A 25026-nucleotide genomic window follows, 5' to 3' on the forward strand; every position below is an offset into this window, starting at 1 on the left:
CCCCCGCCTCATAAACACCTGTTGCAGGAGAGAGGATAACCAGGGAGACAGGTAGCGCAAGGAGAGAGTGGAGGCGGGGGGCACCCTTTTTTGAGGGTCTCAGATATTCAACCCGTACTGAAGCGCCTTCCTCTGGATCCCCAACGGGATCTGCGGCTGGATCAGCTCCCCGCCCCTGACCCGGAAGGGCACGTAGACCAGCAGGGCCTCCCTCACCGTAATGTTGATTTCCTCCAGCCTGGGCCATACGGTCCTCTTGTCGGCGGCAAGATCGGCCAGGGCCGTTTTCAGGCTTTCTACGCCTTCGTCGGCAGGCAGGGTCACGGGGTGGCATGCCAGGGAGCCCAGCTGCTGTCCGAATTCCCCCTCCCACTGAAACAGAGTGACCCGGCGGATCAGCCTCAGGTACAGCTCCGCGTTGCACTTGAAAGCGGGCACCCAGAAGTACAGCGGTGCGCTCTCCATGGCCGCGGCCCTGGGGAGATTGCAGAAGCGCACGAGGTCCGCAGCGGTCTCGAGGGGGATCCCCTCCACGGCGGCGCGGATGCGCCAGAAGGGAAGCCCGGTCCTCTCCTCTTTCGTCTCGTCCGGCATCACGGCGAAGGGGATGTCCTCGAGGCCTTCCTCGTTTCGCCTCCAGGCGCGCTCGCAATGGCGGCAGGCCAGAACGAGGGTGTCCCTGTCGCCTTCGAGGTCCCAGCCGCAGTCGGGACAGGTGGCCGCGAAGAACCGGACCGTCGATTCGGGTTGTTTCACCGCCGCCGACATTGCCACCCACCGGTCTGCGGGCATGAGGGGCCCTCCCCTGAGCGCGTCGACGATCTGCCCGTCCCTGCGGACCAGGGGATAGTACAGGAGGCTCACCTGCTCGCCGATCCAGGCCCGGTGATGGGCCTTGGCCGTCCAGGGCGGGACGCCCAGCTGCCTCATGTTCGCCTCGTAGCCGTCGAGGGCCTGACCGATCGTGATGGAAGACGCCAGAAACGTTCCCTGGACGTCGGGTGAGACGAAGCGGAGCCTCGCGAGCCGAGGCAGGATGCCGAGAGACCAGGGAAGGGAAGGGGCGGCCAGCGCGACGTGGCTCACATCGACGGCGCCCGCCTCGATCGAGCCCCCGGGCATGCAGGAGAAGGCCATGCCCTTGAGCCTCCAGTAGGGCACGAACAGGAGGTCATCGCCCGCCTCTGCCGGTGCCGGGATGAAGCATGCCAGCGGCCCGCGGCTGCCGAGGCAGAGCTTGACCCGGCACCAGGCGCAGGTGAAGATCCGGTCCGTCTCCTCGAGGCTCACGGGGCCTGCGCAGCGGGGGCACTGGAGATCAATCTGCCAGCGCGGGCTATCCGATCTTGTTTCCACAGTGATTGCAGTACACCGAGTCGGGCAGGTTTTCGGCCCGGCACTGCGGGCAGGTTTTCGGGCCCGGGGCCTCGCCGGCGGGTGCGCCGCAGCGCGAGCAGAACTTCGCATGGGGCGTGAGGTTCTTGCCGCACCGGGGGCAGCGGTTGAAGACGACGAGCTGGTGGCCGCAGCCCGGGCAGAACTTCGCGTCGGCCGTGACGGGCCCCCTGCACTCCGGGCATGTCATGGCCTCGGCGCGGCCGCCCTGCCGCATGTACTCCGTGAAGAAGGCGGGCATCATGAGCCCCAGGCCCATCCCGAGCGCCGCGCCCGCCTCGGTCTTCGTCTCGGCGGCCTTCTCGAGGGCCATGGCGGCCTTGACCTTGAGCAGCTTGTTCACGTCGTCGAAGACGGCAAGCCGGCTCTTGTCGTCGATGGCCTTCTGCACCTCCGCGGGCGGCGTGATGGAGTTGATGTAGAGGGCCTGCAGCCCCAGGCCGAAGTGGCTGAAGTCCTCCTGGAGCCGCTTCACGAGCCCCGCGGAGAGCTCCTCGTAGCGGCCCGGGAGCTTGAAGACGGTATCGATCGTCTCGCCCATCAGATCGTTGAACCGCGAGACGATGGCCTGGCTCAGGTAGTCCTCGATCTCCGGGGTGCCGTACATGCCCTGCGTGCCGACGAGGCGGTTGACCAGCAGGGCGGGCTGCAGCACCTGGATGCTGTAGACGCCATGGGCGCGCAGGCGGATGAGGCCCAGCTCGGAGTCCCGGAAGGCGACGGGGTCGCGCGTCCCCCACTTGAGGTTGGGGAAGAGCTTCATGTTGACGAAGTAAACCTCGGCCCGCAGGGGGCTCGTCATGCCCCAGGGGAGGCTCAGGACCTTGGTGAGGATGGGGATGTTGAGCGTCGTGAGCGTGTGCCGCCCCGGGCCGAAGGCGTCGTAGGCCTTGCCCTGGTAGAAGAACACGGCCGACTGGCTCTCCCGCACGGTGAGCTGGGCGCCGTACTTGATCTCCCCCGAGCCCTTCTCGGGGATGCGGTGCACGAGCTCCTGCCCCGTCTCGTCGAACCACTCCAGCACTTCCAGGAATACGAGATTGTCGGTCCCCATCGTCTGCGTCCCTCCGCCTGAATGAAGAAGTTGTGAAGCTGGGAAGTTAGGAAGCTAAGCAATGGAGAAGAACCGGGATTCTTCTCTGCACGCCCGATTCTGCATCATGCAATAAGCATGCAGCGGGCCGGGCCGCCCTTTTCTCTCGACACCTATCGGCAGATCGGGTATTTTCCCGTAGACCTTTTTCCACGGGAGGCGGGCATGGTCCGGGCAGAGAAGACGATCGCGAAGCTCAAGGCGGGCGAGGACGTGAAGATCGTCGCCATCGGCGACTCCCTTACCTACGGCTGGATGGTCAGCAAGGGCTATCTCGATTTCCTCCGGGAGATGCTCCGGAAGCGCTACCCGAAGGCCTCCTTCCAGATCGTCAACAAGGGGATCCCCGGCGACACGGCCTCGGGGGGCCTCGACCGGATCGAATCAGACGTCTATTTCTACGGCCCGGACTGCGTCCTCATTGAGTTCGCCCTCAACGACGCCTTCTGCGGCTTCTCGTCGGAGCTCTTCGGCCGCAACATCCAGGAGATGATCGCCGGGATCCGGAAGAACACGAAGGCCGAGGTCGTCCTCGTCACGGCTGTCTGGCTCGACGACCCGCAGTCCTACGACTTCGTCGAGAAGTTCTTCTACGGCAAGCTCGAGGAGATGGCGGAGAAATTCGGCCTGCCCATCGCCCGCGTCCACGAGCGCTGGCGCAGGCAGGTGCTCTCCGGCGCCGTCGACTTCCAGGAGCTCGTCCAGTTCGACGGGGTGCACCCGACGGTGGAGGGCTACCGCCTCATGGCCGAGGCGGTGATGGAGGTGTTTGCGGAGTAAGCGCCCTACTTCTCTTTCATGCGCTCGAGGATCTCCCGGCGGGTGTCGCGGTATTCCTCCTTGTCCTCGATGGCGATGGCCTTGTCGACGAGGTACTGCGCGTGCTCGAGCCGTCCCTTTTCCATGAGGACCCAGGCGAGGTTGTTGAGCAGGTCGGGGTGGTCGCCCCTGGCCCGCAGGCCCTCGCGCAGGATGTGCTCCGCCCGGTCGAGCCTGTTCTGCCGGTAGTAGAGGTGCCCGAGGTTCAGGTAGGGGATCACCCACTCCCGGTTCTTCTTCAGGGCCTTCTCGTATTCCTTCTCGGCCAGGGCGAAGTCGCCCTTCTCCTCGTAGGCCACGCCGAGGTCGTTGTGCTGCTGGGCCGTCAGCGGGTCGTCGAGGATGATGATCTTCGGCATCGCGCAGCCCGCCAGGACGAGGACGGCAAACAGCAGAAGAAGCCTCTGCATCAGCCCCTTGCCTTGCGTCCTTTGCCTTTCGCCGTTACTTGTGCACGAGCAGGTAGGCATTCCCCATCTTCCCCCAGATCTCGGCGAAGCGGGCGTAGGGGTAGCGGTTGCCCGGAGTGGCGCCGTCGTGCGCGATGAACCCCTCGCCGTCGTATCCGAAGACCACCAAGTAGTGGGGCCTCGAGACCACCCAGAGGCCGAGGTCCACGAGCACGATGACGGGCCGTCCCCGGTCGATTGCCGCCTTGAGCCCCTCCGGGGTCCCCCGGCCCGATTTCGCCTCGAGGCCCGCTTCCCGGGCGAAGCGCTCCAGGTCGGTGATGAGGGCCCCCTGGAGCTTTTCGCTGTGCACGGCGGCCCCGACCGTTTTCTGGTCCGTCTGGACCCCGTGGTAGGTCATCACGGAGGCAAGCGCCGCCGGGCCGCAGAACTGCGAGTCCTGTTTCACGAAAGGAACGCCCTCGATCTCGAGAGCGAGGGCGTTCGAAGCCGTGAGAAGCAGCAGAAGGGCGATTCTCTTCAAGGCGCCTTACTTGATCACGATGCTCTTGTCTGTCAGCTTCAGGATCAGGATCACCAGCAGGATGATCACCAGGATGGCGATGACGACGCCGAGCGCATCGCCGCCGGCCAGCACCCGGTCCGAGGCCTGGGCGAGCATGTGAATCTGCTCATCCGAGAGTCCCTGGAGCTTCTGCTCGATCTCGCCGGGGGTCAGACCGTAGGCCTTGAGCTTTTCCTTGACGATCTCCGTCTCCAGCGCCCGCTGGATCCGGCTCAACTCGTCCTGTCGGGTCTCGGTGGCTGCACCCTGGGAGGTCACCGATCCCACCATGCCGGCGACGGCGGGGGAGACCATGAGGCAGGACAGGTAGAGGGCGACGCCCAGTGCAAGGAGGGGGTTGCGAAGTCTGGATACCATGGGTTCTTCTCCTTTTTACGTTTTTCCCGATCGAAACACGGATGGCCCGCTTCCCGCCGGTATCGAACGGGATGTTCCTCGACGGTCTTGGTCTGCTGTGACCCGTAGAGAGCTTCCGTAAGACTCTTTCGACGGGCGAAGAATAAAGCACCCGGACCTGTCTGTCAAGTGAGCCGACGAAAGACAGATGGCACGATTTTAGCAAAAAACATGGTCCCGAAAGACGCGTTTTCGCGAAACCCTAAAGGCCGGGTCCAAACCTGCCGATAACAGGGTTGAAGAGAAAATGACGCTCCCGCTAGCTTCAGCATCTCATGATGAACCCGGACAGCACCCCGGGAGGGGTCAAAGCGGTTACCATTGACAGAGGAAGCTATCGACCGGGAGCTCATGAGCTGACTGGGGTATTCGTCAGGCACGGTACCCTGGTTAGCCTTAGTCAACAACCGGAGGCGCAGGCGTGTACGAGTACCTCTTCGTCATAACGGTCAGCTTTTCGATTGTCGGTGCTTGGCTCTACGCCATCATCGAGTAGCTTCGATTTCTCAATCTCTCCTGCCTGACGTGCCGTGGTTCACCGGGGGGAGCCGGTGAGCGCGCGGCGCGTTTTTTTATTCCTCAGCGATGCACAGCGAAAAGACCGCGAGCGGGATGACCCGGTGGACCTTCACCCGCCGGAACGTCACCTCGACGGTGACGAAATCCTCGTCCGCCTTGACCAGCTTCGCCGGGCTTTTCGGCTCCGCCCCCGGGCGCACGGTGAACACGTACGTGACGTCATCGGCCGAAAGCTCGCCCACCGTGCCGACCAGGTTCTCGACGTATTTCCTGAACTTCATAAATTCCCCGTTCTCTTTTCTTTGCTTTGAGCCCTTTGCCTTATGCCTTGAGCCTTTTGCCTGTCCCGTTTACATCCACTGCGCGAAGTGCTGCTCGTACTCCTTTTCCAGGATCTCCTTGTGCCGCATCTCCTCCCGGGCCAGCCGGTCGAACAGGGCCTCGAGGTCCGTGCCCCTGTAGCGGTCGCGCAGCCCCGCGTAGAAGTCGAGGGCCTTCTTTTCCATCTGCATGGCGAAGACCATGATGTCCTGCGGGGTGCTGTCCGGGGTGAGCTCGATCTCGACCATGGTGTCCGACAGCTGGATGTCGCGTCCCTTCGCCTTCGCGGCGATTCCCTCGACGGAGCCGCTTTCGAGCGCCTCGCGGATCATCCTCCAGTGCCCCATCTCCTGGTCCGCGAGTTCCTGCAGCAGCGTCCTGGCTCCCTCGTCCTTCACCTTGCCGCGGAAGAGAAGATAGAGCTCGTTTGCCCTTTTCTCCTTTTCCATGGCGAACGTGAGTGCGTCCTGCAATGTCGCAAAGTTCATGGGTCCTCCTTGAAGACAGGCATGAGGCTTCAGGCACGAGGCGCCAGGCAGGAGAAAAACCGGATGATGGGGTCTTCCTTTTCCTGATGCCTCGAGCCTGATGCCTATTCTTTGTAATAAATCCTGTAGATCGCCCCGGCCCGGTCGTCGGAGACGAGCAGTGCGCCGTCGGGCATCACCAGCACGTCCACGGGGCGTCCCCAGGCCGAGATCCCCTCGAGCCAGCCCTCGGCGAAGGTCTCGTAGCTGACGGCCCGGTTGCCCTCGAGCCGCACCAGGGTGATCCGGTACCCGATCGGCGTGCTTCGGTTCCACGAGCCGTGCTCGGCGATGAACACCTGGTTGCGGTATTCGGCGGGGAACATGGTCCCCGTGTAGAACTTCATGCCCAGTGCGGCGACGTGGGGCCCGAGGTGGATCGCCGGGGCCGTGAACTGGCTGCAGTCCCGGTTCCTCCCGTAGGAGGCATCCAGGATGTCGCCGTGGCAGTAGGGGAACCCGAAATGCAGACCCTTGCGCGGGGCGCGGTTCAGCTCGTCGGGCGGCCGGTCGTCGCCCATCCAGTCCCGCCCGTTGTCGGTGAACCACAGCTCGCCGGTTTCCGGGTGCCAGTCGAACCCCACGGTGTTGCGCACGCCCGAGGCGAAGATTTCCAGGTCCCTGCCGTCCGGCTTCATCCGCATGATCGAGGCGTAGCGCTTGTCCCTCTTCTCGCAGACGTTGCAGGGGGCACCCACGGGGACGTAGAGCAGCCCGTCGGGCCCGAAGGCGATGTACTTCCAGCCGTGGTGCCGGTCCTTGGGGAAGGCCCTGCTCACGACCACGGGCTTGGGCGGGTTGCGGAGCCGCTCGGGGATGCCGTCAAACCGCAGGATGCGGCTCACCTCGGCCACGTACAGGGACCCGTCCCGGTACGCCACCCCGTTGGGCATGTTGAGGCCGCGGGCGATCGTGAGCACCTCGTCGGCCTTCTGGTCGCCGTCCCGGTCGATGACGGCGTAGACCTTCCCCTCGCTTTTCGTCCCGACGAACAGCACGCCCGGGGGGCCGAGCGCCATGGAGCGGGCGCCGTTGATCCCCGAGGCGTAGATCTCGATCCGGAACCCCGGCGGCAGCTTGATCGTCTCGAGCGCGGGACCGGGCGACTTCAGGGTCGGCATCACCACGGGCAAGACGGGCAGGGCCCAGAGCAGCAGCCGCGATGACCGCAGCCGCGGGATCAGCATGGGCGTCCGCGCCCGGTACTCCCGGTAGGGGTCTCCCAGCCTCCGTTCCAGTTCCGGCTCCTCGATGAGCTTGAACTCGATCAGTGACGCGACGATGAACAGCGGGGTGAAGACGGCGGTAAGCGACCAGGACCGCATCAGCACCCCGAGACCCAGGAGCATCAGAAAGACGCCCGCCAGCATGGGGTTGCGGACGTACCGGTACGGTCCCTCCCGGATCAGCCGGGGCGGCGGGTCGAGGGGGACGGGGGTCCCCTTGGCCCGCACGAACTGCACGACGGACCAGAGCCACAGGGCCGCTCCCGCGCCCAGCAGGGGCAGAGCGAGAAAAAGTGAGCCGGGCCATGACCCGAGCGGCGGAAGCGCGAGGAAGCGGTCGGCGGCAAGCGACGCGGCGATCCCGAGCAGGATCAGGCCGAGGAAGAAGGCGCCGCCAAGGGGGGCGAGCCGTTTGCGGACGGGGGCGGGTGCCGTGGCCGACCGGTAGATGAAGTCGATGATGGACTCCCGCAGGGATGTCATGAGGCCGCCGCTCCCGGGACGGTGGAAACTGTGCACGGTCTCTTATAGCACAGGCGGGCGCGGTGAGAAAAGAAGTTCGGCGGGCAAGGCCCGGGACCGGCTCAGACCAGGATGTCGAGAAGCGTGCCCTGCATCTCGTCTTCCGCCCGGATCGTCCTGACGCCGGCGGCGAAGGCGTGCCGCACCGTGATCAGGTCGACGAGTTCCTCCTCCAGGGAGACGTTGGACATCTCGTGTCCCTCCCCGAGGGTCTCGTCGGGAGGCAGCGGGGCGCCGGGCGTCTCGATGCGGGTGAGGGTGACCTTCACCCCGGCCGGAGCCGTCTCCTCGAGGGAAGCTTTGCTTTTCTTGAAGTCGTGCGTGCCGGCGTTGGCGATGTTGTTCGCCGTGACGTCGAGCTTCCTGAGGTTTGCCCTCAGGGCCGAGAGGGCCGTGTTGATCGCTTCCGACATGCCGAAACCCCCGTGTCGTCCTTCTCACTGCCTATCGGCAGCGCCAGGGCGAACTTGAGGGGCTCAGCACTCTTCCCAATCGGCGAGGCACGAGGGGCATTCGCCCCCTGTCGCCCGGTCCCAGTCCGGCCACCCCGTCTCGCGCTTCGTCACGGCGAAGGCCGCCTCCTCGGCGGTCTCGAACGAGGCGAGCCAGATGCCCCCGATGCAGAGCTTGACCATCGTCCAATCCGCCTCGTCGGGTTCGATCGTGAAGGTGCCCGCCGGCGTCCGCAGGATGTAGCTCATGCCGTGTTCCCCCGTACGCGGATTCGTTGAGCGCCTCTTGTAGCACATCCGTCCCGGATTTTCCATGTCCTGCGCGGTGACGCATTGACAGGGAGGCCCGTTTTTGAGTAAAAGGGTCGGGTGCTGACATTTCCGGCAAGGGGAGGAGGGTTCGATGAGCACGGAGTGGGAAAAAAAGGTCAGTTGCGCCACGGAGTGCCCGAGGTGCAAAAAGGGAATGGGCCCCGGGGATCTGCGGATTCTCTCCGTCTATGACGATGCCGTCATCTGCATGGCCTGCAAGGCGGTCGAGGAGAAGAGGCCGGATTACGAGGCGGCGGCCAAGAAGATGATCGGCCAGTGCATGATCGATGTGGAGATGCAGCAGAGCGATCCCGGCGGATACTGTTACCATCACTTCTACCCATACAGCTGCAAGGGATAGCGTGCCGTCGCCGGGCGCCCCCCGGGTGCCCGACGCGGACCGGTCCGGAGGGGAAGGAGGTCCCATGCTCAGCCGCTTGGCATGCCTGGTTTCACTGCTTGTTCTGATGACGGTCCTTTCGGGCTGCATGGTCACGAAGAGCGCATACGACCAGAAGGAGGAGGAGGCGAGCCAGCTCGCCAAGTCCGTCTCCGACCTCGAGCGCAGGAACAAGGATCTGGCCGCGAGGAACGAGGCGCTGCAGGCGGAAAACGAGGACCTGAAAAGGCAGGTCGCCGCCAGGGACGACATGCTGCGGCTCAAATCCGAGGAGATCGCGAAGCAGGATGCCAGGCAGGCCGCGATGGTCGAGGAGGTCGGCCGCATGAAGGCCCAGCTTGCGAGATCCGGCGACGGCGGGCCTCGTGACGCCCCCGCCGCGGCCCGCCCGGCGGGGCTCAAATCCATCCGCCTCAAGGTGCTCTCCGGCGACGGGAAAATCGACTCCGCCCGCCGGATGGCGAAACGTCTCACGGCCCTGGGGTACAAGGTGGAGAACGTCGGGATGGCCGAGAGCTCCGATTACCCCGCCAACACGGTCTACTTTGCTGAGAAGTACAAGAAGGAGGCCAGGGCCCTCGCCGGCAGGCTCGGCAAGGACACCATCGTGAAGCCCCTGACCTGGAAGTCCGTCTTCAATCTCATCGTCGTGACGGGGGGCTGAACCGGCGGCGCAGGGGCCGGGGAAAGAGGGGAACGCAGAGACAGGAGGCCGGGGGGCATGCCCCTCCGGCCTTTCGCGTGACTGCCCTGCGGCGGCTGATCATCGCCCGGCGGCCGGCCGCCGCTCGGCGATCTTCCGCTCCAGCAGCCGGCGATGGGAGACCGTGTCGTTCACGATTTCATCGACGAGAGACCGGAACCCGGGGTCATCCGTCTGCACGATGTCCGTGAACCGTGCCTCGATGACGGCCTGCTCGATGTCGAGGGCGAGGCGCAGGGCTTTCATCTGCGGGACGCCGGCCTGCTGCACGCCGGCGATGTCCCGCTCGATGCCGTCGATGAACGTCCTGAGCGCCGGCGCGCTGAAAGGCCGCCCGGGCTGGAACCGGCCGGGATTGGCCGTGATGCCCGCGATCATCGACCGGATGTGCCTCGCATGGCGCCTTTCCTCCGCGGCGAGCCCCCGCCAGAATTCCTCGTCCTCCTTCCAGAGGACGGCGCAGGTCGCGTAGAGACGTTGAACGGTTTCCTCGGCCCGGGCCATCAGGTCAAGGGTTTCGAGGGTCCGATCCAAAACGGGGTGCTGCATCGTGTCCTCCCGGTCCCGTGAAAAGGGTTTGGACTTTCCATCTCTATCGGTTGCATCCCCCCCGTTCTTGAGCCCATTCGATTGCAAGCCGGGGCGCACAAAGTGCTTGACAAAGGAACGTCCGCTGGGGTATCCGGAACGCGGTGATGGAGTTCGCCCTTAACCGCCAACCAGGCTGATAACTCCTCTGCGGTGAATGCCCCGGAGGAGTTTTTTTATGGCCCCACCAGCGGAAACCATGACGCCGTCTTCTATCCAGCACGTCGCACAGAAGGGCCTGCAGCAGGTCCGGTCCGTTTGCGACCGGATGCAGATCCTCTCGCTCAACCGCCAGCTGGAGGCCTGCGAGGGGCTCTTCGTCGAGAACCCCCCCATCGACGTGGCCATCCTCGGCCAGTTCAAGGCCGGCAAGAGTTCCTTCGTCAACAACCTGATCGGGCGGGACGTGCTGCCCGTGGGCGTCATCCCCGTCACGACGGTCATCACCCGCCTGCGGTACGGCGAGCGCGAGCGCGCCGTCATCTCCTTCTACGACGGCTCGACGAAGGAGATCCCCGTGGGCGCCCTCGACGAGTACACCTCCGAGGCGAAGAACCCCTCGAACGAGAAGAACGTCGAGACCGTCGACATCGAGCTGCCGAGCCTGGCCGATTACGCGGGGCTGCGCCTCGTCGACACGCCCGGCCTGGGGAGCGTCTTCAAGGCCCACATGGAGGTGTCGGCCAACTGGCTTCCCGAGGTGGGCGCGGCCGTCCTGGCCGTGAGCGCAGACCGGCCCCTGTCGGAAAACGACGTGCAGCTCATCCGCGAGCTCACGCAGTACACCCCGAGGATCATCCTGCTGCTCACGAAGGCGGACCTGCTCACGCCGTCCCAGCAGGAGGAAGTGGTCCGGTTCTTCGAGGACACCCTGAAGAGGGAGCTGAACCGGGAGTTCCCCATCTTCCTCTACTCGACGAAGACGGACACGGTGAAGTTCCGGCAACGGCTCGAGGCCGAGCTCTTCTTCAAGCTGGCCCTGAACCGGGACTTCGAGTTCCGCAAGATACTCCAGCACAAGGCCAATTCGATCATCCGGGCGTGCCTCGGCTACCTGGAGATCGCCCTGAAGACGTCCCTGCAGGCCGACGAGGACCGCGAGAGCCTCCGCCGGCAGATCCTCGACGAGAAGGTGAGCTTCGAGTCCATGCGGGAGCAGCTCTTCTTCATCTGCCGGGAGAACCAGAAGCAGACGCGTGTCTTCATCATGAACGTCCTGCAGGGGTTCATGAAGCCCCTCTGGACCGAGGTCATGGGGCGGCTCGAGACGGAGATGAAGTCCTGGCGGGGAAACCTCTGGCAGCTCACGCGCCGCTACGAGCAGTGGGTGGCCGACACGATGACCGAGGAGATGCGGCGCCTCTCGAAAAAGCAGCACCGCAACTTCTACGGGACGCTCAAGAAGGCCCACGCGGGCCTCGCCCGCTCCCTGGAGGCCTTCCGCGTGATCCTCAACGGCAACGTGCAGAAGGTGCTGGGCGTGAGCCTCGCCGAGGCGGAGTGGGACATCCGGATCGCGGAGCCCGAGCAGCCCGACATCCGGACGTTCCGGGCGTCCAACTACAACCTGGACCTCATCTGGTTCCTCATCCCCATGTTCCTGTTCCGGCGGGCCTTCGAGAAACGGTTCCTCGAAAAGATCCCCTGGGAGGTGGAGACCAACATCAACCGCCTGGCGGCCCAGTGGGAGGACCGGATCAACGCGGCCATCGACGGGATGCACAAACAGGCGGCGCAGTACGTCAAGGACGAGACGGCGACCATCGAATCGCTGCTGTCCGCCGCCCGGGGGCGGACGGACGAGATCCGGGGGATGATCGCCGAGCTGAAGAGACACTCGGATGAGCTGTCGGCGGGTTGACGGAACCGCAGCCGGCAGGGACAGGAGATGCGCAATGGGCACGAAAATCAAGTCGATCCGCGCCATGGAAATCCTCGATTCCCGGGGAAACCCCACAGTCAAGGCCTACGTGACGCTCGACAACGGCATGACGGCTTCCGCCTCCTGCCCGTCGGGGGCATCGACCGGCGAGAACGAGGCCGTGGAACTCAGGGACGGCAAGAGCCGCTACCTCGGCAAGGGCGTCATGAGGGCGGCGGCCAACGTCAGCGAGATCATCGCCCCCGTGCTCATCGACATGGACCCGAGCCGGCAGGCGGAGATCGACCGCCTGATGATCCATCTCGACGGGACGCCGAACAAGAGCCGTCTCGGCGCAAACGCCATCGTCAGCGTGTCCATGGCCGTGGCCCGGGCGGCGGCCATGGCGGCAGGGCTTCCGCTCTATGCCTACATGGGGGGGTTCAACGCCCTGCGTCTCCCCGTGCCCATGATGAACATCCTCAACGGCGGCAAGCACGCCGCGAACAGCGTGGATCTGCAGGAGTTCATGGTCATGCCCGTCGGCGCCTCGTCCTTCGCCGAGGCCCTGCGCTACGGTGCGGAGACCTTCCACGCGCTCAAGACCATCCTCGGCGAGAAAGGCTACTCGGCCGGCGTGGGCGACGAGGGGGGGTTCGCGCCGAACCTGAAGAGCAACGACGAGGCCTGCGAGCTGATCCTGGCGGCCATTGAACGGGCCGGTTACGCACCCGGCCGGGACATCGCGCTGGCCCTCGACCCGGCCGCGAGCTCCTTCTGCGAGAACGGGGTCTACAACCTGGCCAAGTCGGGGCAGGGAAAGAAGAGCAGCTCCGAGATGATCGACTGGTACGGCTCATGGCTTGACAAGTATCCCATCGTTTCGATCGAAGACGGCCTGGCGGAAAACGACTGGGACGGCTTCCGCGAACAGACGGCGAAGCAGGGGGGCCGCATTCAGATCGTGGGAGACGACATCTTCGTGACCAACACGAAATACATCGCCCGGGGCATCCGGGAGAATACGGCCAATGCCGTGCTGATCAAGCTCAACCAGATCGGCACGGTCACCGAGACCATCGAGGCGATCAACCTGTGCCGCAGGGCGGGATGGGGTTACGTGATCTCGCACCGCTCCGGGGAGACGGAGGACACGTTCCTGGCCGACTTCGCCGTCGCCATGGGCGGGGGGCAGATCAAGACCGGCTCGGCCTGCCGCAGCGAGCGCATCTGCAAATACAACCGTCTGCTGGAGATCGAACACGAGCTGGGGAAGGCGGCGATCTTCGAGAACCCGTTGAAACGAACATGAGAGACCGACCCGGCGATGGAGTCCGCCTGAAGGGGCCCGTCAGGACCTGATGACTCCTGAACCGGTGATGGAGTCCACCGCAATCGCTCGTCGAGCTGATGACTCCTGGGAAGCGGGACCGTTCCGTCCGGCCGCAGGACGGCCATGCCGGCGGCCGCCGGAGCGCACGGGACGGAATGCAGAATCAGGGTGCGTCGATGCGGCGCGGGGGATTCACATCCGACTTCCGCGCTCGCGCCCGCGAGCGCGGCGCCAGGCTTGCCGAGGGCCCGAAAGCCCAAACGCCCCTCCCGGGTTTCACACCCCGATCCTCCACCCGACCCGACGGCGATGCACCGGCCCCGGAGCAGGCCGCCATGAAGGCCCGCAGGGTTCGGGGCCGCACGGGGCGGGGAGCGATACGACGGAGGCGGCCATGACGGCATTTTTCGGCAGAGAAAAGGAGACGAGGCGGCTCGTCGAATCCCTGTCCGCGGGCCGGAACGTGATCCTTTCCGGGACCTACGGGATAGGCCGGACGAGCCTCGTGCGGCACGTTGCCCGGGTGATGCAGGGGCGGAGGACATTCCTCTTCGCGGATTTCTCGGACACACCCGACCGCGTCTGCCGCGAGGTCGAACGGCGGTTGACCGCGGGGACGCTCTACCGGAAAAAGGCCGCGGCCGTCCACTACAAGTCGAGGCGCCGCCGGCTGGCGGCAACCGCTGCGAACAGCGGCGAGCCGCACGTGCTGGTGCTGGACAACATCGCGAAGCTGACGGCGCAGAAGCTCAACCTCGTCCGGTTCTGGGTTTCCGCGGGGGCCTTTCAGTTCGTCGCCGTCACGGAGGCATTCCTGGCCGAGGATGAGCTGCGGGCGCTTCGGCTCGCGCTCCTGCCGGCGGACATGATGCGGATCGGGCGTCTGCCCATGCAGGAGGCCATGGAAATGATCCGGGCGCGTGCCGCGGGCCGGTGCCCTCCGCTCTCCGAGGAGGCGCTGAAGGCCGTGGCGTCGGCCGCGCGCGGCTATCCGCTCGGCATCGTCGAGTTGATGCCGATGCCGGGCGCGGCGGGCACCCTGCGGCGCACCGCCCGGCGCGACACCGCGGTCGGGGAGGGGCCGTCCGATGCGTGAAGAGGACCTGATCCGCGACCTCCAGGTCCGGAACTGTCCCGTGTGCCACCATCTCGAACGGGGGATGGAGGACTATTTTGCCGAGCTCCAGGGCCTGCTTTCGCGCAGCGAGGCGGCCCGCGGAGACTTCGCGGATGACGGCGGCCTGTGCCCGCTGCACACCTGGCAGCTGGCGCAGTTCTCGTCTCCGCGGGGGATCGCGAGGGGGCACGAGGCCCTCAGCCGGAAGCTGGCCGAGCGCCTGGAGCATCTGGGTGACGACTGTGCCGCGGGGCAGCCCGTGACGCTTCCCCGGCAATCGGCCGACGGCTGCCGGGCCTGCCGTTTCCTTGCGGAGCGCGAAGCGTCGTATGTGGAGGCGTTCTGCCGTTTCGTGGGGCGCAACGAGAACCTGGAGCACTACAGACGCGCCAACGGGCTCTGCCTGGGACACCTCCGCGCCGTCCTGGCCGGAACGGATGACGGGGCGAGACGGGCCTGGCTCATCCGCGCGGCGGCGGAGCGGCTCCGGGAGATCGGCGAGAGCATGCGGCAGTACGACCTCAAGCTCGGGCAGCTGCAGCGCGAGCGCCTCACGCCCGACGAGAAGGACGCGTACCGGCGGGGCCTCGTCATGCTGTCCGGCGAGCGGAGCGTCGTCAGCCCCTTCCTGAAGGGGCGTTAGGGGGAGGCGGTTTCCATGGAGACGGACATGTCCCATCGCCCGTCGAACCCGCTCGGCGGCAACCATCTCAGGCGCCTGCTGAGCGAATTCAGGCATATGGATGAGCTCTGCACCGAGATGCTCATGCTCTGCGAGGCGAGGCCCACCGGCTCCCCGTTCGAGGAGATCGTGCAGGACCTGCCGGAAGCGAGCCGGGCCGAGCTGCAGCAGCGCGTGGAGAGCCTCCGGCAGCGCCTACGGCAGATTCTCGCGGACAGGCGGATCCCGGTCGAAACGCAGCGTATCCACGCCGCCCACGCGGTGCGGGTGCGGCTGCACCTGCTCGAGATCGCCCTCGACGATCTCCGTCCGGAACGGATGAGGGGCTATGGGGCGCTGACCCCGGCCGGCCGGGAGGAACTCCTGGAAATCATCGAAACGCTCTCAGCCGCCCTGAGACCCCTGTTGAACGCCCATGGAAGCCGACAGGATTGAACCGCCGGGGTTCACCCGCATGAGCGCCAAAGCACTGTTGCCGCAGGACGATGCGCTGAGGCAGCGTGTGGTCCGGTATGTCCTGGACCGGAAATGCCACTCCGGGGGGTTCTGCTTCTACAAGCTGGAGGAGCCCAACGGGTCCGACACGTGGCACGCCCTCTCCACCCTCACCCTCCTGGGCGAGCGGTTCGAAGACCGGGCCACGGTCGACTATCTCCGGGCGATGCAGCGCCCCGACGGCTCCTACGACAGCATCTATGCGGCGTACTACGCGGTCAAGAGCCTCGCCCTGCTCGGCGAAACCCCCGCCCTCGACCCGAGGCCCTACGTGGCGGCCAACCTCGATCACTACCGGTTCGACGCGGAGAGGCTGCCGGCGGAAGTGATCTCGATGTTCAAGCGGACCTCCTGCCTCGTCGATCTTTACGGCTTGCTCGGGATGGATGCCAACGGGCCCCTGCGGGAGAACATGGTCGAGTTCATCCTGGGGTTCCAGAACGACGACGGCGGCTTCGGGCACCTGGGTTCCACGCTCCTCGACACCGCCCGGGCGCTGGCCATGCTCAGGAGCCTGGGTCACCCCCTGGCGGATCTCGGGGCGGGCGCGTTCCTCCGGCAATGCGAGGTCCCCTTCTACGGGTTCACCGACATCCCCCACACGACCCTGTCGTACCTGGAGTACGTCCATGCGGGCGTGCTGGCGTCGTACCTGCTCTGCAGGAGACCGACGTACCTGGGACCCTGCGCGGCCTACGTCCGCAACTGCCAGACCCTCAACGGGGGCTTCTCGCGGACCCCGCAGGGCGGGATCGCCACCCTGGAGAACACCTGGCACGGGGTCCATGCGCTGACGATGCTTTCGACCTGGATGGAATGATGGCCGCGCGCTTTTTTTGTCCCGGATGCTGGCGGGAAATCGCGGAGGGGGAGGGTCGGTGCCCGCACTGCGGGTATGCCCTCGAGGCGTATCAACGTCTTTCCTATGAGCAAAAGCTGATGCGGGCCCTCGGCCACCCCGTCCGGGAAAACCGCATGATGGCCATCCGCATCCTGGGGGATCTGAAGTCGCAGGCGGCGGTCCCCGCCCTCGGGGGCCTGCTCGACGGGGAACGGGATTATTACGTGATCCGCGAGGCGGTCGTCGCGCTCCGCAAGATCGGCGGGCCGCAGTCGCTCCGCAGGATCCGGAGCCTGCAGAGGCACCCCTCCCGGATGGTCCGCAGGCTCTCCCGTGCGGCCCTGGGAAACGGGGGAAACGGGGAGAGCGCCAGGGGCTGAGTGCATGGGCGGCCGGGGAGAATGGGACAGGCTCCAGCTCGAACTGTGGGACGCCTTTCATCGGAAAGGATGCCCCGTCTGCTCCGCCGCCGTCGCCGGAAAAATTTTCCTTGAAATCCTCCCGTGCATCTGCTAATCAGCCACGCACCGGTGATGGAGTCCGCCGAAAACGCCGCAGCAGGCTGATGACTCCTGCAAAAGAAGACGGATTTCTGGAGCAGGGATCGATTCGGCAGCCATGCGCGTTGCGGTGAGCGAAGGGGCGGGGACTGACGCCATCACGGTCAGGGTGTTGCGTGTGCCATCCGCGGCCCTGAAGGGTCCGCATTCCTCCGCTTCGATCAATCCCGAAACAGATTGCGCGACAGGCCGGAAGACCGGCGATTCGTGCCGGCCTGCAGCGAGGGTCCCTGTCTGCCGGCCGCTGCCGAATGCGTGGGAGGTGCATCCGTGGTCGACTTGATCGTCTTCAATGTGATCCAGGTGCTGGTCGTCATGGCCTTCGCGCCCCTCGTCAAGGGGGTTCTCAGCCGTCTCAAGGAGAACGTCCAGTCCAAGCGCGGGCCGAGCATCTTCCAGCCGTACCGGGACATCTGGAAACTGTTCCACAAGGATGAGGTCGTCTCGGAGCAGAGCTCCTGGATTTTCCGGTTCACGCCGTACATCGTCTTCGTGACCCCCATCTTCGTGGCGCTCCTGATCCCCGTCCTGACGGGCTACCCCCTGTTCTTCGCGTTCATGGGGGACATGCTGGGCGGGGGGTTCATCCTGGCCCTCGGCGGTTTCTTTGCGACGCTGGCCGCGATCGACGCCGGAAACCCCTACGGGGCGATGGGGGCAAGCCGGACCCGGATGGTCGGTTTCCTGGCCGAGCCGGTTTTCATGATCGTCTTCTTCACCGTCTCCTTCATCGCGGGCTCGACCATCCCCTACATCGTCCACAAGCACTGGGTGACGCCCCTGGCCAACTTCTTCGAGCCCGCCCACGTGCTGCTCATGATCGCCTTCCTGATGCTCATCCTCGCCGAGGCGGGGCGGATCCCGGTCGACAACCCGTCGGGCCATTTCGAACTGGCCATGGTGGACGAGTCCCGGGGGCTCGAATACTCGGGCCGGGGGGCCGCCCTCATGAAGTGGGGCGGGTCGATGAAGTTCTTCGTCCTGTGCTGCATCTTCCTGAATGTCGTGGTCACCCCGTGGGGGCTGGCGGCGGGCCGGGGGATCGGGGAGGTCCTGCTTTCCATTCCCCTGGTGCTGGTGAAGATCCTCGCCCTGGTGGTCGTCCTCGTGGTCATCGAGTCCTCGCTGGCGAAGCTCAGACTCTTCCGGATCACGGAATTCCTGGGTGCCGCTTTCGCCACGTCGATCGCCGCGATGATCACCCGGTTGCTGATGCTGTAGAGGAGGTGCGCATGCCGGATCCCCACTCGATCCTGTCGACGGTCGCCATGCTGAATGCCCTGGCGGGCGGGCTGTTCCTGCTGACGGCCTTCAGCCTGGTCGCCATCCGCCAGGTCCTGACGTGCCTGAGGGTCTACGTCTTCCAGTCCGTCCTTCTGGCCCTGTCGGCCCTGCTGCTCGGCTGCCAATACGCCTCGGTCCACCTGCTGGTCGTCGCGGCCATCACCCTGGCGATCAAGTCCCTGCTGATCCCCTGGCTTTTGCGCCGCACGGTGAGCCACGAGATCTACGCGCGCCGGGAAATCTCGCAGGTCGTGAACATCCCCGCGTCGCTGCTGATCGCCGTCGCCATCGCCATCTTTTCCTACTTCATCGCGACACCGCTTCTCGGGGCCATCGACGGGACCGTGGAACGGATCAACCTGCCCATCGGGATGGCCGGCCTCTTCCTCGGCGCCTACACCATCACGGTCCGCCGGGAAGCCGTCCCGCAGCTCATCGGGATCCTCGCGATGGAAAACGGCGCCTTCTTCGCCGGCATCTCCATCGCCCCGGGGCTGCCGCTCATCGCCGAGCTGGCCGCGGCGTTCGACGTCCTCATCATCGCCCTGGTCATGGGGCTGCTGACGCGGAAGATTCACGAACGGGTCGGAACCACGGCCGTGGGGGACATGACGGCCCTGAGGGAGGAATAATCGGTCATGGAGCTCCTGAGCATTCTCGTCATCGCCGCCGCGGCATCGGTCCTCTCGCTGTTTCCCGCCGGCAGGAAGCTGGCCCCGGCCGTCACGGTCCTCGGCTCGCTGGCGATCCTCGTCCTGTCCGTCCGGACGGCGTTCCTGACCCTCTCCGGGCAGGACGTCACGGCCGTCCCCGACTGGGTCTCCTGCGACAGCTTCGGGGCATTGATCCTGCTGCTGGTCGCATTCGTGGGCTTTTCGGCCGCCGTGTTCTCCTGGGGATACATGGAGAAGACGGTCGGCCCCCGCGAGGAGGGGCGGATCCAGCGCTACTATTCCCGGTTCAACCTCTTCCTGCTGTCCATGCTCGCCGTGCCGGTCTTCTCGCAGGTGGCCCTCGTCTGGATCGCCATTGAGCTGACCACCCTGCTGTCGGTCTTTCTCGTCAGCTTCGAGTCGACGCCGGAGGCGCTCGAGGCGGCCTGGAAGTACGTCGTCCTGACCTGCATGGGGGCGGCCATCGCCCTGCTCGGCGTCCTCATCCTCTACTGGGGCATGAGCGCCGTCTCCCGGGAACCCTTCACGTGGGCCGGCCTGATCGCCGCGGCCCCCCGGATGCCGCCGGTCATCCTGAGCACGGCGTTCTTCTTCATCCTCGTCGGGTACGGCACCAAGGTGGGGCTCGTCCCGCTGCACACGTGGCTCCCCGATGCCCACAGCCAGGCCCCGTCGCCTGTCTGCGCGCTGCTGTCCGGCGTGGAGACCACGACGGTCCTGTACGCCATCATGCGCATGACCCCGCTGTTCCAGGGGGCACAGGCCGGCACCGCATCGCTCTGGTTCATCATCCTCGGCATGCTGTCCGTCGGCACGGCGGCCTTCCTGCTGATCCAGGCGAGGGATTACAAGCGGCTGTTCGCCTTTTCGACGGTGGAGCACATGGGGATCATCCTGGTTGCCGCCGGGTTCGGCGGATACGGCGCATTCTTCGGGGCGGCCCTGCAGATGGTCAGCCATGCCGTCACCAAGTCCCTCTGCTTCTTCTCCGCCGGCGCAACGCTGCTGTCGACGGGCAGCCGGGACATTGCGTCGGTCCGCGGGCTCATCCGGACCTCGCCTGCGGCCGGCGTTTTCCTCATGATCGGCGGGCTGGGGATCGCCGGGGCCCCGCCGTTCGCCGTCTTCCTGAGCAAATTCGCCATCCTGAAGGCGGGGATCGACCAGGAGCACTACGTCCTGACGGCGTTTCTGGCCGTCTTCATCGTGGTGGCCTTCTTCGGCATCATGTACCAGGTCAACCGCATGGTGTTCGGCAAGCCCCCGGTGCCCGACCGGGTCAGCCTGCCGGCCGCCTGCATCGCGACCCTGTCGCTGGCGGCCCTGCCGGCCGTGCTGCTGGGCTTCTACATTCCCGAACCGCTGCAGACGCTCCTGCACCTTGCAGCCTCTTCCCTCGGGAGGTGATCGGACATGAGTCTTCCGTTGCACAACACCATCAGGCCGGAGGATCTTCCCGGGGCGGCCGAGCGGCGGTGGGCCGACGGCGTCAAGGCCCGGCTCGATCCCGACAGGCTGCTCTGCGAGATGACCTGCGGAAAGCGCCTGGCGGCGGATGTCTGCCGCTGGCTCTTTGCCGAGCTGGGCTACACCTTCGCGACGATGGTCGTCGAGGAGGGATCGTCCGAGTGGCTTCTCCGCTACATCTTCTATGGCTCCCCCGGGGGAGGCCAGGTTCACGTGCGGCTCGCCCTGGCGAAGCCCGAGATGCAGGTGCCCAGCATCAGCCGGTTCGTCCATGCCGCCGACTGGCACGAACGGGAGACGGAGGATCTTTTCGGCCTCACCTTCGAGGGTCACCCGCGGCTGGGCGACTTCGTCCTGCACGAGCAGTGGCCCGAGGGCGTCAACCCCATGCGGGCCGGATTCGACGCCACGGCGCCTTTCGTGCCCAGGGAGATCGGCCCCGAATGGCATCCCCCGGGCATCGTGCAGGCACCCGGCGCCTTCATGATGCCGATCGGCCCGGTGTACTCCGATGCCGCCGAGTCGGCCCACTTCCTCCTGGAAACGGTGGGGGAGGACGTGATCCGGACCATTCCCCGCTTCTTCTACAAGTATCGCGGCGTCGAGAAGATCGCCGAGGGGGCCCCCGTGGACCGGGTTCTGCTGCTCTCCGAGCGGTTTTCCGGCACATCGGCCTTCGCCCATTCCCTGGCGTTCTGCCAGGCCGTCGAGGAGATCGCCGGGATCGAGATTCCGCGGAGGGCCGGGGCGCTGCGGGTCCTACTCGCGGAGCTGGAACGGTTCCGCCACCACGTCGGGGCGATTGCGGCGATCTGCGGCTCCACGGCGCTGGCCGTCGCGACCAGCCAGGCCTCGATCCTCGAAGAGGAGGCCCTCCGGCTGACGGCCGCCGTCACGGGGCACCGGTACCTGTTCGGCCTGAACATCCCCGGCGGCCTGTCCCGCGATTTCAGCGACGCGCACTGCCGGTCGCTCTCCGAGGGGGTTGAGGGCCTCCTGGCCAGACTCTGCGACCTGAAAGGCATGCTCCGGTATTCCAGCAGCTTTCTGGACCGGATCGAGGAGGTGGGAATCGTCACCCGGAAACAGGCCGTCGACTACGGCCTGGTCGGGCCCATCGCCCGCGCGTCGGGGATCGCCCGCGACATCCGGAAGGTGCTGCCGTACGCGGACTACGAGCGCTACGCCTTCGACATCCCCTGCGAAGAGGAAGGGGACGGCTATGCCCGCCTCCGGGTTCTCTTCAGCGAGGCGGAGCAATCGGCGGGCATTCTCAGGCAGGCGGCCGCATCCCTGCCGGCCGGCCCCGTCTCGGCCGGCCCTGTTGCAATCCGTCCGGGCGCATCCCTCGGCCGGGTGGAGGCCCCGAGGGGCGCCGCCTTCCACTGGGTCCGGATCGGGGAGGGCGGGCGGGTGGCCCGGTATCGCCTCACGACGCCGTCCTTCACGAACTGGCATGGGTTTCACCTGGCCGCGGAGGACTTTGCTTTCCAGGACTTTCCGATCATCATGGCCACGTTCGGGTTGTCCAACGCCGAGAGCGACCGATAGGAGGACGACATGCTGAACTGGGTGTTGAAGGGTCTGAAAACGGGCATCGTCTCGACGGGCTATCCCGACCGGGAGGAAACTGCCCCGGGTGTCTCGCCGGGGCTGCCTGCGGGGCAGCAACCGGCGGGCCCGGCCGCCGGGCGCTGCCTGACCGGGGCCCTGCGCCTCGGCGGGGCAGAGCTGCAGGTGGACCGGGCGCGGTGCGTCCACTGCTTCCGCTGCATCCGGGGGACGGAGAGCCCGGCCGATTGGCAGCCCGGCTACGAGTGGGCCGCCCGTGCGGCCGGCGACCGGACGGCGGGCTGGGTCCCGGGGAGCCAGTTCGGCCGGTCCCTCCACATCCGGGTCGTCGACGCCGGGGCCTGCGGGGCGTGCCTGAGCGAGATCGAGCAGCTCAACAAGCCCCACTACAACATGCATCGCCTGGGGTTCTTCCTCACCCCGACGCCGAGGGAGGCCGACGTGCTCCTCGTGGCGGGCCCGGTGACCGAGCACATGAAGACGGCCCTCCGGAAAGCCTATGAGGCCATGCCGACGCCGAAGGGGGTCATCGCCGTCGGGGCCTGCGCGCTCTCGGGAGGGGTCTTCGGTCCCAGTTTCGCCTCGGGCGCGGGCGTCCGGGACGTCATCCCCGTCGACGTCGTGATCCCCGGCTGCCCCCCGCCGCCCCTAGCCATGCTGCACGGCCTGCTCCTGATGGTCTCGAGGAGCGGGACGCCTGCGGTCACATCCCTGAAATCCCAGGCAGGAGGTCGCCGTGATGGTTGAGACCGGAACCATTTTCACCCTGTTCCTGTTCCTCTGTGCCGCCGGCATGGCGCTGGCCGCCGTGACGCCGGACCGCCGGAACCCGGGCGTTCTCGCGATGGTTGCCGTGCCGGCGTCGCTGGTGGCGATCGTGATGAGCGGCGACGTGCTCCTGTCGGGACGCCCCTTCGAAGCGGCGCTCTGGACGCTCCCGGGGTTCGGCCCCATGCGGCTGAGCATGGACCGCCTCTCGGCGCTCTTCGTCTTCGTGACGGGGCTCGTGTTCCTTCCCGTCTCGATCTACACGGCGGGATACATGGGGCGGTACCTGGGGCGGCACAGCCTCCGGACGTTCGGCCTGTTCTATCACCTCCTGTTCGCGTCCATCGTGCTGCTGCTGTCGGCGGGGGATGTCCTGTCCTTTTTCCTGACCTGGGAGGTCATGTCCATCGTTTCCTACCTGCTCGTGAACTATGAGCACGGCAAGGAGGAGAACACGTGGGCGGGCTACCTCATGCTGGCCCTGGGGGAGGCCGGGACGATCGCGGCCGCGCTCGGCTTCCTGGTCCTGCTCGCGGTGGCGGGACGTCTGGACTTCGTGTCCCTGAAAGCCGCGGCGGCGGGGCTTGGGGATGCGGGGCGCTGGGCCGTGTTCCTTCTCACGTTCTTCGGCTTCGGCGTCAAGGCGGGCCTCGTCCCGACCAACGCCTGGCTCCCCCGGGCGCACCCCGCCGCACCGGCGAACATGTCGGCCATCCTGTCGGGCGTGATTCTCAACCTGGGCATCTACGGGATCGTCCGCGTCAACGTGGACATTCTGCCGGCCGCACAGGCGGGCCCGGGACTCATTGTGCTGGTCATCGGGACGATTTCCGCCCTCGTGGGGATCCTGTACGCGACGACGGAAAACGAGATGAAGAAAATGCTGGCCCACAGTTCGATCGAGAACATGGGCATCATCACGGCCGGTCTCGGCGCGGGTCTCGTCTTCATCGCGTCGGGGTACCCCGTTCTGGCGGGGATCGCCTTCACGGCCGCGTTCTACCACATGGTCAACCACTCCCTCTACAAGGCCCTGCTGTTTCTCGGTGCCGGCGCCGTGGACGTCAGCGCGGGCGAGAGGGACATGGACCGCCTCGGCGGCCTGATCCGGGTCATGCCCTGGACGGGGCTCTTCTTCCTCGTCGGGTCCCTGTCCATCGCGGCCCTGCCGCCCTTCAACGGGTTTGTCAGCGAGTGGCTGACGCTGCAGACGATGCTCCGGAGCGCCGAGCTGCCGTCGACGGCCGTGAAGATCGTCTTCGCCCTCTGCGGGGCGGCCCTCGCGCTGACGGCGGCCCTGGCCGTGACCTGCTTCGTGAAGGCGTTCGCCATGAGCTTCCTGGGCCATGCCCGGTCCGGCAAGGCGCTCAAGGCCGTCGAGGTGCGGCGCTCGATGACCCTGCCCATGGGGATGCTGGCGGTCTGCTGTTTCCTCTTCGGGATCCTGCCGACCTACGTCATCCCGGTGATGGACCAGGCGATCGCCCCGATGACGAACCAGCGGATCGCCGACGACCTGGTGCCGCCCTTCTTCGCCCTCGATGCCGGCGGCAGCGCGAAGTTCAGCCCGGCCTTCGTCGCCGAATTCCACGACCTGGGCGCGCAGACCGGCAAAGGCATCCTGCCGGGCCGGGGGTGGGTTGTCCTGCACCAGGGCGCGGAGCGCAACCCCGTCGTCTTCGCCATGTCCACATCGTACACCGTCGTCGTGCTGAGCCTGCTGCTCATCGGCAGCGTCCTGGTGATCCGCGCCCTGACCCGGGCCCGGACGGTCAGCGTGAAACCCGCCTGGGACGGCGGGCTGCGCCGGCTCATCCCCGAGATGACCTACACGGCCACCGGGTTCTCGAACCCGGTCCGGGTGATCTTCGCCGCCGTCTTCCGCCCCATGACCTTCGACGAGAGGAAGGAAACGATCGCCGAGCATTTCCGCACGGCGATCCGCAACGGGCGGAAGGAAGTCCATGTCATGGACCGCGTGGTCCTGCAGCCCCTCATCAAGGGCCTGCAGGCCGTCGCGTCGCTCCTGGGCCGCATGCACTCGGGCAGCGTCAACGTCTACGCGGCCTACGTGTTCATCAGCCTGATCCTCGTGCTCGCGTGCATGCGGGTTTTCTGAAGCAG

27 protein-coding genes are annotated in these 25026 nt (G+C 66.2%); 16 read left to right on the forward strand and 11 right to left on the reverse strand.

Annotated features, from left to right (window positions below; translation table 11 throughout):
* Window positions 1-99: 99 nt before the first annotated feature.
* Entirely contained in the window at window positions 100-1290 is a 1191-nt protein-coding gene (locus HPY67_07770) for a hypothetical protein (GenBank protein ID NPV04614.1), read from the reverse strand.
* 46 nt (window positions 1291-1336) lie between these two features.
* Window positions 1337-2449 (reverse strand): SPFH domain-containing protein, encoded by a 1113-nt coding sequence (locus tag HPY67_07775; protein ID NPV04615.1) that lies wholly within the window; start codon window positions 2447-2449, stop codon window positions 1337-1339.
* A gap of 204 nt (window positions 2450-2653) precedes the next feature.
* Between HPY67_07775 and HPY67_07780 the strand changes: the two genes are divergently transcribed.
* Window positions 2654-3268 (forward strand): hypothetical protein, encoded by a 615-nt coding sequence (locus HPY67_07780; protein NPV04616.1) that lies wholly within the window; start codon window positions 2654-2656, stop codon window positions 3266-3268.
* A gap of 5 nt (window positions 3269-3273) precedes the next feature.
* On the opposite strand, the gene HPY67_07785 is transcribed toward HPY67_07780, so the two are convergent.
* From HPY67_07785 to HPY67_07820, 8 genes are all read right to left on the reverse strand, one after another.
* Window positions 3274-3717 carry a tetratricopeptide repeat protein gene (locus tag HPY67_07785; protein ID NPV04617.1) on the reverse strand — a complete coding sequence of 148 codons (444 nt, stop codon included), beginning with the start codon at window positions 3715-3717 and terminating at the stop codon, window positions 3274-3276.
* 34 nt (window positions 3718-3751) lie between these two features.
* The gene (locus HPY67_07790; protein ID NPV04618.1) at window positions 3752-4240 is read right to left on the reverse strand and encodes a peptidase C39; all 489 of its coding nucleotides are present in this window, start codon (window positions 4238-4240) and stop codon (window positions 3752-3754) included.
* A 6-nt stretch (window positions 4241-4246) separates the two neighbouring features.
* Window positions 4247-4639, reverse strand: coding sequence for a PA2779 family protein (locus tag HPY67_07795; GenBank protein NPV04619.1), 393 nt, complete (start codon window positions 4637-4639; stop codon window positions 4247-4249).
* 611 nt (window positions 4640-5250) lie between these two features.
* On the reverse strand, window positions 5251-5478 hold the full coding sequence (locus tag HPY67_07800) for a hypothetical protein (protein NPV04620.1): 228 nt from the start codon (window positions 5476-5478) through the stop codon (window positions 5251-5253).
* A gap of 69 nt (window positions 5479-5547) precedes the next feature.
* Entirely contained in the window at window positions 5548-6006 is a 459-nt protein-coding gene (locus HPY67_07805) for a ferritin family protein (protein NPV04621.1), read from the reverse strand.
* Window positions 6007-6110: 104 nt separating this feature from the next.
* On the reverse strand, window positions 6111-7754 hold the full coding sequence (locus HPY67_07810; protein ID NPV04622.1) for a hypothetical protein: 1644 nt from the start codon (window positions 7752-7754) through the stop codon (window positions 6111-6113).
* A 101-nt stretch (window positions 7755-7855) separates the two neighbouring features.
* Complete coding sequence (locus HPY67_07815) at window positions 7856-8206, reverse strand: hypothetical protein (GenBank protein NPV04623.1); 351 nt, start codon at window positions 8204-8206, stop codon at window positions 7856-7858.
* A gap of 63 nt (window positions 8207-8269) precedes the next feature.
* Window positions 8270-8494 carry a hypothetical protein gene (locus HPY67_07820; GenBank protein NPV04624.1) on the reverse strand — a complete coding sequence of 75 codons (225 nt, stop codon included), beginning with the start codon at window positions 8492-8494 and terminating at the stop codon, window positions 8270-8272.
* Between the two features lie 154 nt (window positions 8495-8648).
* On the opposite strand from HPY67_07820, the gene HPY67_07825 reads away from it, so the two are divergent.
* Both HPY67_07825 and HPY67_07830 read left to right on the forward strand, forming a co-directional pair.
* The gene (locus HPY67_07825) at window positions 8649-8918 is read left to right on the forward strand and encodes a hypothetical protein (protein NPV04625.1); all 270 of its coding nucleotides are present in this window, start codon (window positions 8649-8651) and stop codon (window positions 8916-8918) included.
* A gap of 64 nt (window positions 8919-8982) precedes the next feature.
* Complete coding sequence (locus HPY67_07830) at window positions 8983-9621, forward strand: hypothetical protein (GenBank protein NPV04626.1); 639 nt, start codon at window positions 8983-8985, stop codon at window positions 9619-9621.
* Window positions 9622-9720: 99 nt separating this feature from the next.
* On the opposite strand, the gene HPY67_07835 is transcribed toward HPY67_07830, so the two are convergent.
* Window positions 9721-10209, reverse strand: a complete 489-nt coding sequence (locus tag HPY67_07835; protein ID NPV04627.1) for a hypothetical protein — start codon at window positions 10207-10209, stop codon at window positions 9721-9723.
* Between the two features lie 217 nt (window positions 10210-10426).
* Between HPY67_07835 and HPY67_07840 the strand changes: the two genes are divergently transcribed.
* From HPY67_07840 to HPY67_07900, 13 genes are all read left to right on the forward strand, one after another.
* A complete protein-coding gene (locus tag HPY67_07840; GenBank protein ID NPV04628.1) occupies window positions 10427-12109 on the forward strand; it encodes a hypothetical protein in 1683 nt (560 codons plus the stop codon).
* Window positions 12110-12143: 34 nt separating this feature from the next.
* On the forward strand, window positions 12144-13421 hold the full coding sequence (gene eno / locus HPY67_07845) for a phosphopyruvate hydratase (protein ID NPV04629.1): 1278 nt from the start codon (window positions 12144-12146) through the stop codon (window positions 13419-13421).
* Window positions 13422-13836: 415 nt separating this feature from the next.
* Window positions 13837-14538, forward strand: coding sequence for an AAA family ATPase (locus HPY67_07850; protein ID NPV04630.1), 702 nt, complete (start codon window positions 13837-13839; stop codon window positions 14536-14538).
* Window positions 14531-15202, forward strand: coding sequence for a hypothetical protein (locus tag HPY67_07855; protein NPV04631.1), 672 nt, complete (start codon window positions 14531-14533; stop codon window positions 15200-15202). Before HPY67_07850 ends, HPY67_07855 begins: the two co-directional genes overlap by 8 nt.
* A gap of 15 nt (window positions 15203-15217) precedes the next feature.
* Entirely contained in the window at window positions 15218-15676 is a 459-nt protein-coding gene (locus tag HPY67_07860; protein ID NPV04632.1) for a hypothetical protein, read from the forward strand.
* Between the two features lie 19 nt (window positions 15677-15695).
* Window positions 15696-16556 (forward strand): hypothetical protein, encoded by an 861-nt coding sequence (locus HPY67_07865; protein NPV04633.1) that lies wholly within the window; start codon window positions 15696-15698, stop codon window positions 16554-16556.
* Window positions 16557-16675: 119 nt separating this feature from the next.
* Window positions 16676-16957, forward strand: coding sequence for a HEAT repeat domain-containing protein (locus HPY67_07870; protein ID NPV04634.1), 282 nt, complete (start codon window positions 16676-16678; stop codon window positions 16955-16957).
* 450 nt (window positions 16958-17407) lie between these two features.
* A complete protein-coding gene (locus tag HPY67_07875) occupies window positions 17408-18358 on the forward strand; it encodes a formate hydrogenlyase subunit 4 (GenBank protein NPV04635.1) in 951 nt (316 codons plus the stop codon).
* Between the two features lie 11 nt (window positions 18359-18369).
* On the forward strand, window positions 18370-19053 hold the full coding sequence (locus HPY67_07880) for a hypothetical protein (GenBank protein ID NPV04636.1): 684 nt from the start codon (window positions 18370-18372) through the stop codon (window positions 19051-19053).
* A 6-nt stretch (window positions 19054-19059) separates the two neighbouring features.
* On the forward strand, window positions 19060-20502 hold the full coding sequence (locus tag HPY67_07885) for a hypothetical protein (GenBank protein ID NPV04637.1): 1443 nt from the start codon (window positions 19060-19062) through the stop codon (window positions 20500-20502).
* A gap of 6 nt (window positions 20503-20508) precedes the next feature.
* A complete protein-coding gene (locus HPY67_07890; protein ID NPV04638.1) occupies window positions 20509-22113 on the forward strand; it encodes a hypothetical protein in 1605 nt (534 codons plus the stop codon).
* 9 nt (window positions 22114-22122) lie between these two features.
* The gene (nuoB, locus tag HPY67_07895; GenBank protein ID NPV04639.1) at window positions 22123-22881 is read left to right on the forward strand and encodes an NADH-quinone oxidoreductase subunit NuoB; all 759 of its coding nucleotides are present in this window, start codon (window positions 22123-22125) and stop codon (window positions 22879-22881) included.
* Window positions 22874-25021 (forward strand): hypothetical protein, encoded by a 2148-nt coding sequence (locus HPY67_07900; GenBank protein NPV04640.1) that lies wholly within the window; start codon window positions 22874-22876, stop codon window positions 25019-25021. The genes nuoB and HPY67_07900 overlap by 8 nt, the downstream gene beginning before the upstream one ends.
* Window positions 25022-25026: the final 5 nt, after the last annotated feature.

The organism is Syntrophaceae bacterium (genome assembly GCA_013177795.1).
Lineage (GTDB): Bacteria > Desulfobacterota > Syntrophia > Syntrophales > UBA2192 > UBA2192.

What these genes read in the sequence shown, in the direction of transcription:
- HPY67_07780 (NPV04616.1), top strand. Translation starts at nt 2,654, where the DNA reads ATGGTCCGGGCAGAGAAGACGATCGCGAAGCTCAAGGCGGGCGAGGAC.
- HPY67_07870 (NPV04634.1), top strand. Translation starts at nt 16,676, where the DNA reads ATGCGGGCCCTCGGCCACCCCGTCCGGGAAAACCGCATGATGGCCATC.
- HPY67_07830 (NPV04626.1), top strand. Translation starts at nt 8,983, where the DNA reads ATGCTCAGCCGCTTGGCATGCCTGGTTTCACTGCTTGTTCTGATGACG.
- HPY67_07775 (NPV04615.1), bottom strand. Translation starts at nt 2,449, where the DNA reads ATGGGGACCGACAATCTCGTATTCCTGGAAGTGCTGGAGTGGTTCGAC.
- eno (NPV04629.1), top strand. Translation starts at nt 12,144, where the DNA reads ATGGGCACGAAAATCAAGTCGATCCGCGCCATGGAAATCCTCGATTCC.
- HPY67_07900 (NPV04640.1), top strand. Translation starts at nt 22,874, where the DNA reads ATGGTTGAGACCGGAACCATTTTCACCCTGTTCCTGTTCCTCTGTGCC.
- HPY67_07805 (NPV04621.1), bottom strand. Translation starts at nt 6,006, where the DNA reads ATGAACTTTGCGACATTGCAGGACGCACTCACGTTCGCCATGGAAAAG.
- HPY67_07860 (NPV04632.1), top strand. Translation starts at nt 15,218, where the DNA reads ATGGAGACGGACATGTCCCATCGCCCGTCGAACCCGCTCGGCGGCAAC.
- HPY67_07865 (NPV04633.1), top strand. Translation starts at nt 15,696, where the DNA reads ATGAGCGCCAAAGCACTGTTGCCGCAGGACGATGCGCTGAGGCAGCGT.
- HPY67_07890 (NPV04638.1), top strand. Translation starts at nt 20,509, where the DNA reads ATGAGTCTTCCGTTGCACAACACCATCAGGCCGGAGGATCTTCCCGGG.
- HPY67_07795 (NPV04619.1), bottom strand. Translation starts at nt 4,639, where the DNA reads ATGGTATCCAGACTTCGCAACCCCCTCCTTGCACTGGGCGTCGCCCTC.
- HPY67_07800 (NPV04620.1), bottom strand. Translation starts at nt 5,478, where the DNA reads ATGAAGTTCAGGAAATACGTCGAGAACCTGGTCGGCACGGTGGGCGAG.
- nuoB (NPV04639.1), top strand. Translation starts at nt 22,123, where the DNA reads ATGCTGAACTGGGTGTTGAAGGGTCTGAAAACGGGCATCGTCTCGACG.
- HPY67_07825 (NPV04625.1), top strand. Translation starts at nt 8,649, where the DNA reads ATGAGCACGGAGTGGGAAAAAAAGGTCAGTTGCGCCACGGAGTGCCCG.
- HPY67_07785 (NPV04617.1), bottom strand. Translation starts at nt 3,717, where the DNA reads ATGCAGAGGCTTCTTCTGCTGTTTGCCGTCCTCGTCCTGGCGGGCTGC.
- HPY67_07835 (NPV04627.1), bottom strand. Translation starts at nt 10,209, where the DNA reads ATGCAGCACCCCGTTTTGGATCGGACCCTCGAAACCCTTGACCTGATG.
- HPY67_07810 (NPV04622.1), bottom strand. Translation starts at nt 7,754, where the DNA reads ATGACATCCCTGCGGGAGTCCATCATCGACTTCATCTACCGGTCGGCC.
- HPY67_07840 (NPV04628.1), top strand. Translation starts at nt 10,427, where the DNA reads ATGGCCCCACCAGCGGAAACCATGACGCCGTCTTCTATCCAGCACGTC.
- HPY67_07815 (NPV04623.1), bottom strand. Translation starts at nt 8,206, where the DNA reads ATGTCGGAAGCGATCAACACGGCCCTCTCGGCCCTGAGGGCAAACCTC.
- HPY67_07880 (NPV04636.1), top strand. Translation starts at nt 18,370, where the DNA reads ATGCCGGATCCCCACTCGATCCTGTCGACGGTCGCCATGCTGAATGCC.
- HPY67_07850 (NPV04630.1), top strand. Translation starts at nt 13,837, where the DNA reads ATGACGGCATTTTTCGGCAGAGAAAAGGAGACGAGGCGGCTCGTCGAA.
- HPY67_07820 (NPV04624.1), bottom strand. Translation starts at nt 8,494, where the DNA reads ATGAGCTACATCCTGCGGACGCCGGCGGGCACCTTCACGATCGAACCC.
- HPY67_07855 (NPV04631.1), top strand. Translation starts at nt 14,531, where the DNA reads ATGCGTGAAGAGGACCTGATCCGCGACCTCCAGGTCCGGAACTGTCCC.
- HPY67_07885 (NPV04637.1), top strand. Translation starts at nt 19,060, where the DNA reads ATGGAGCTCCTGAGCATTCTCGTCATCGCCGCCGCGGCATCGGTCCTC.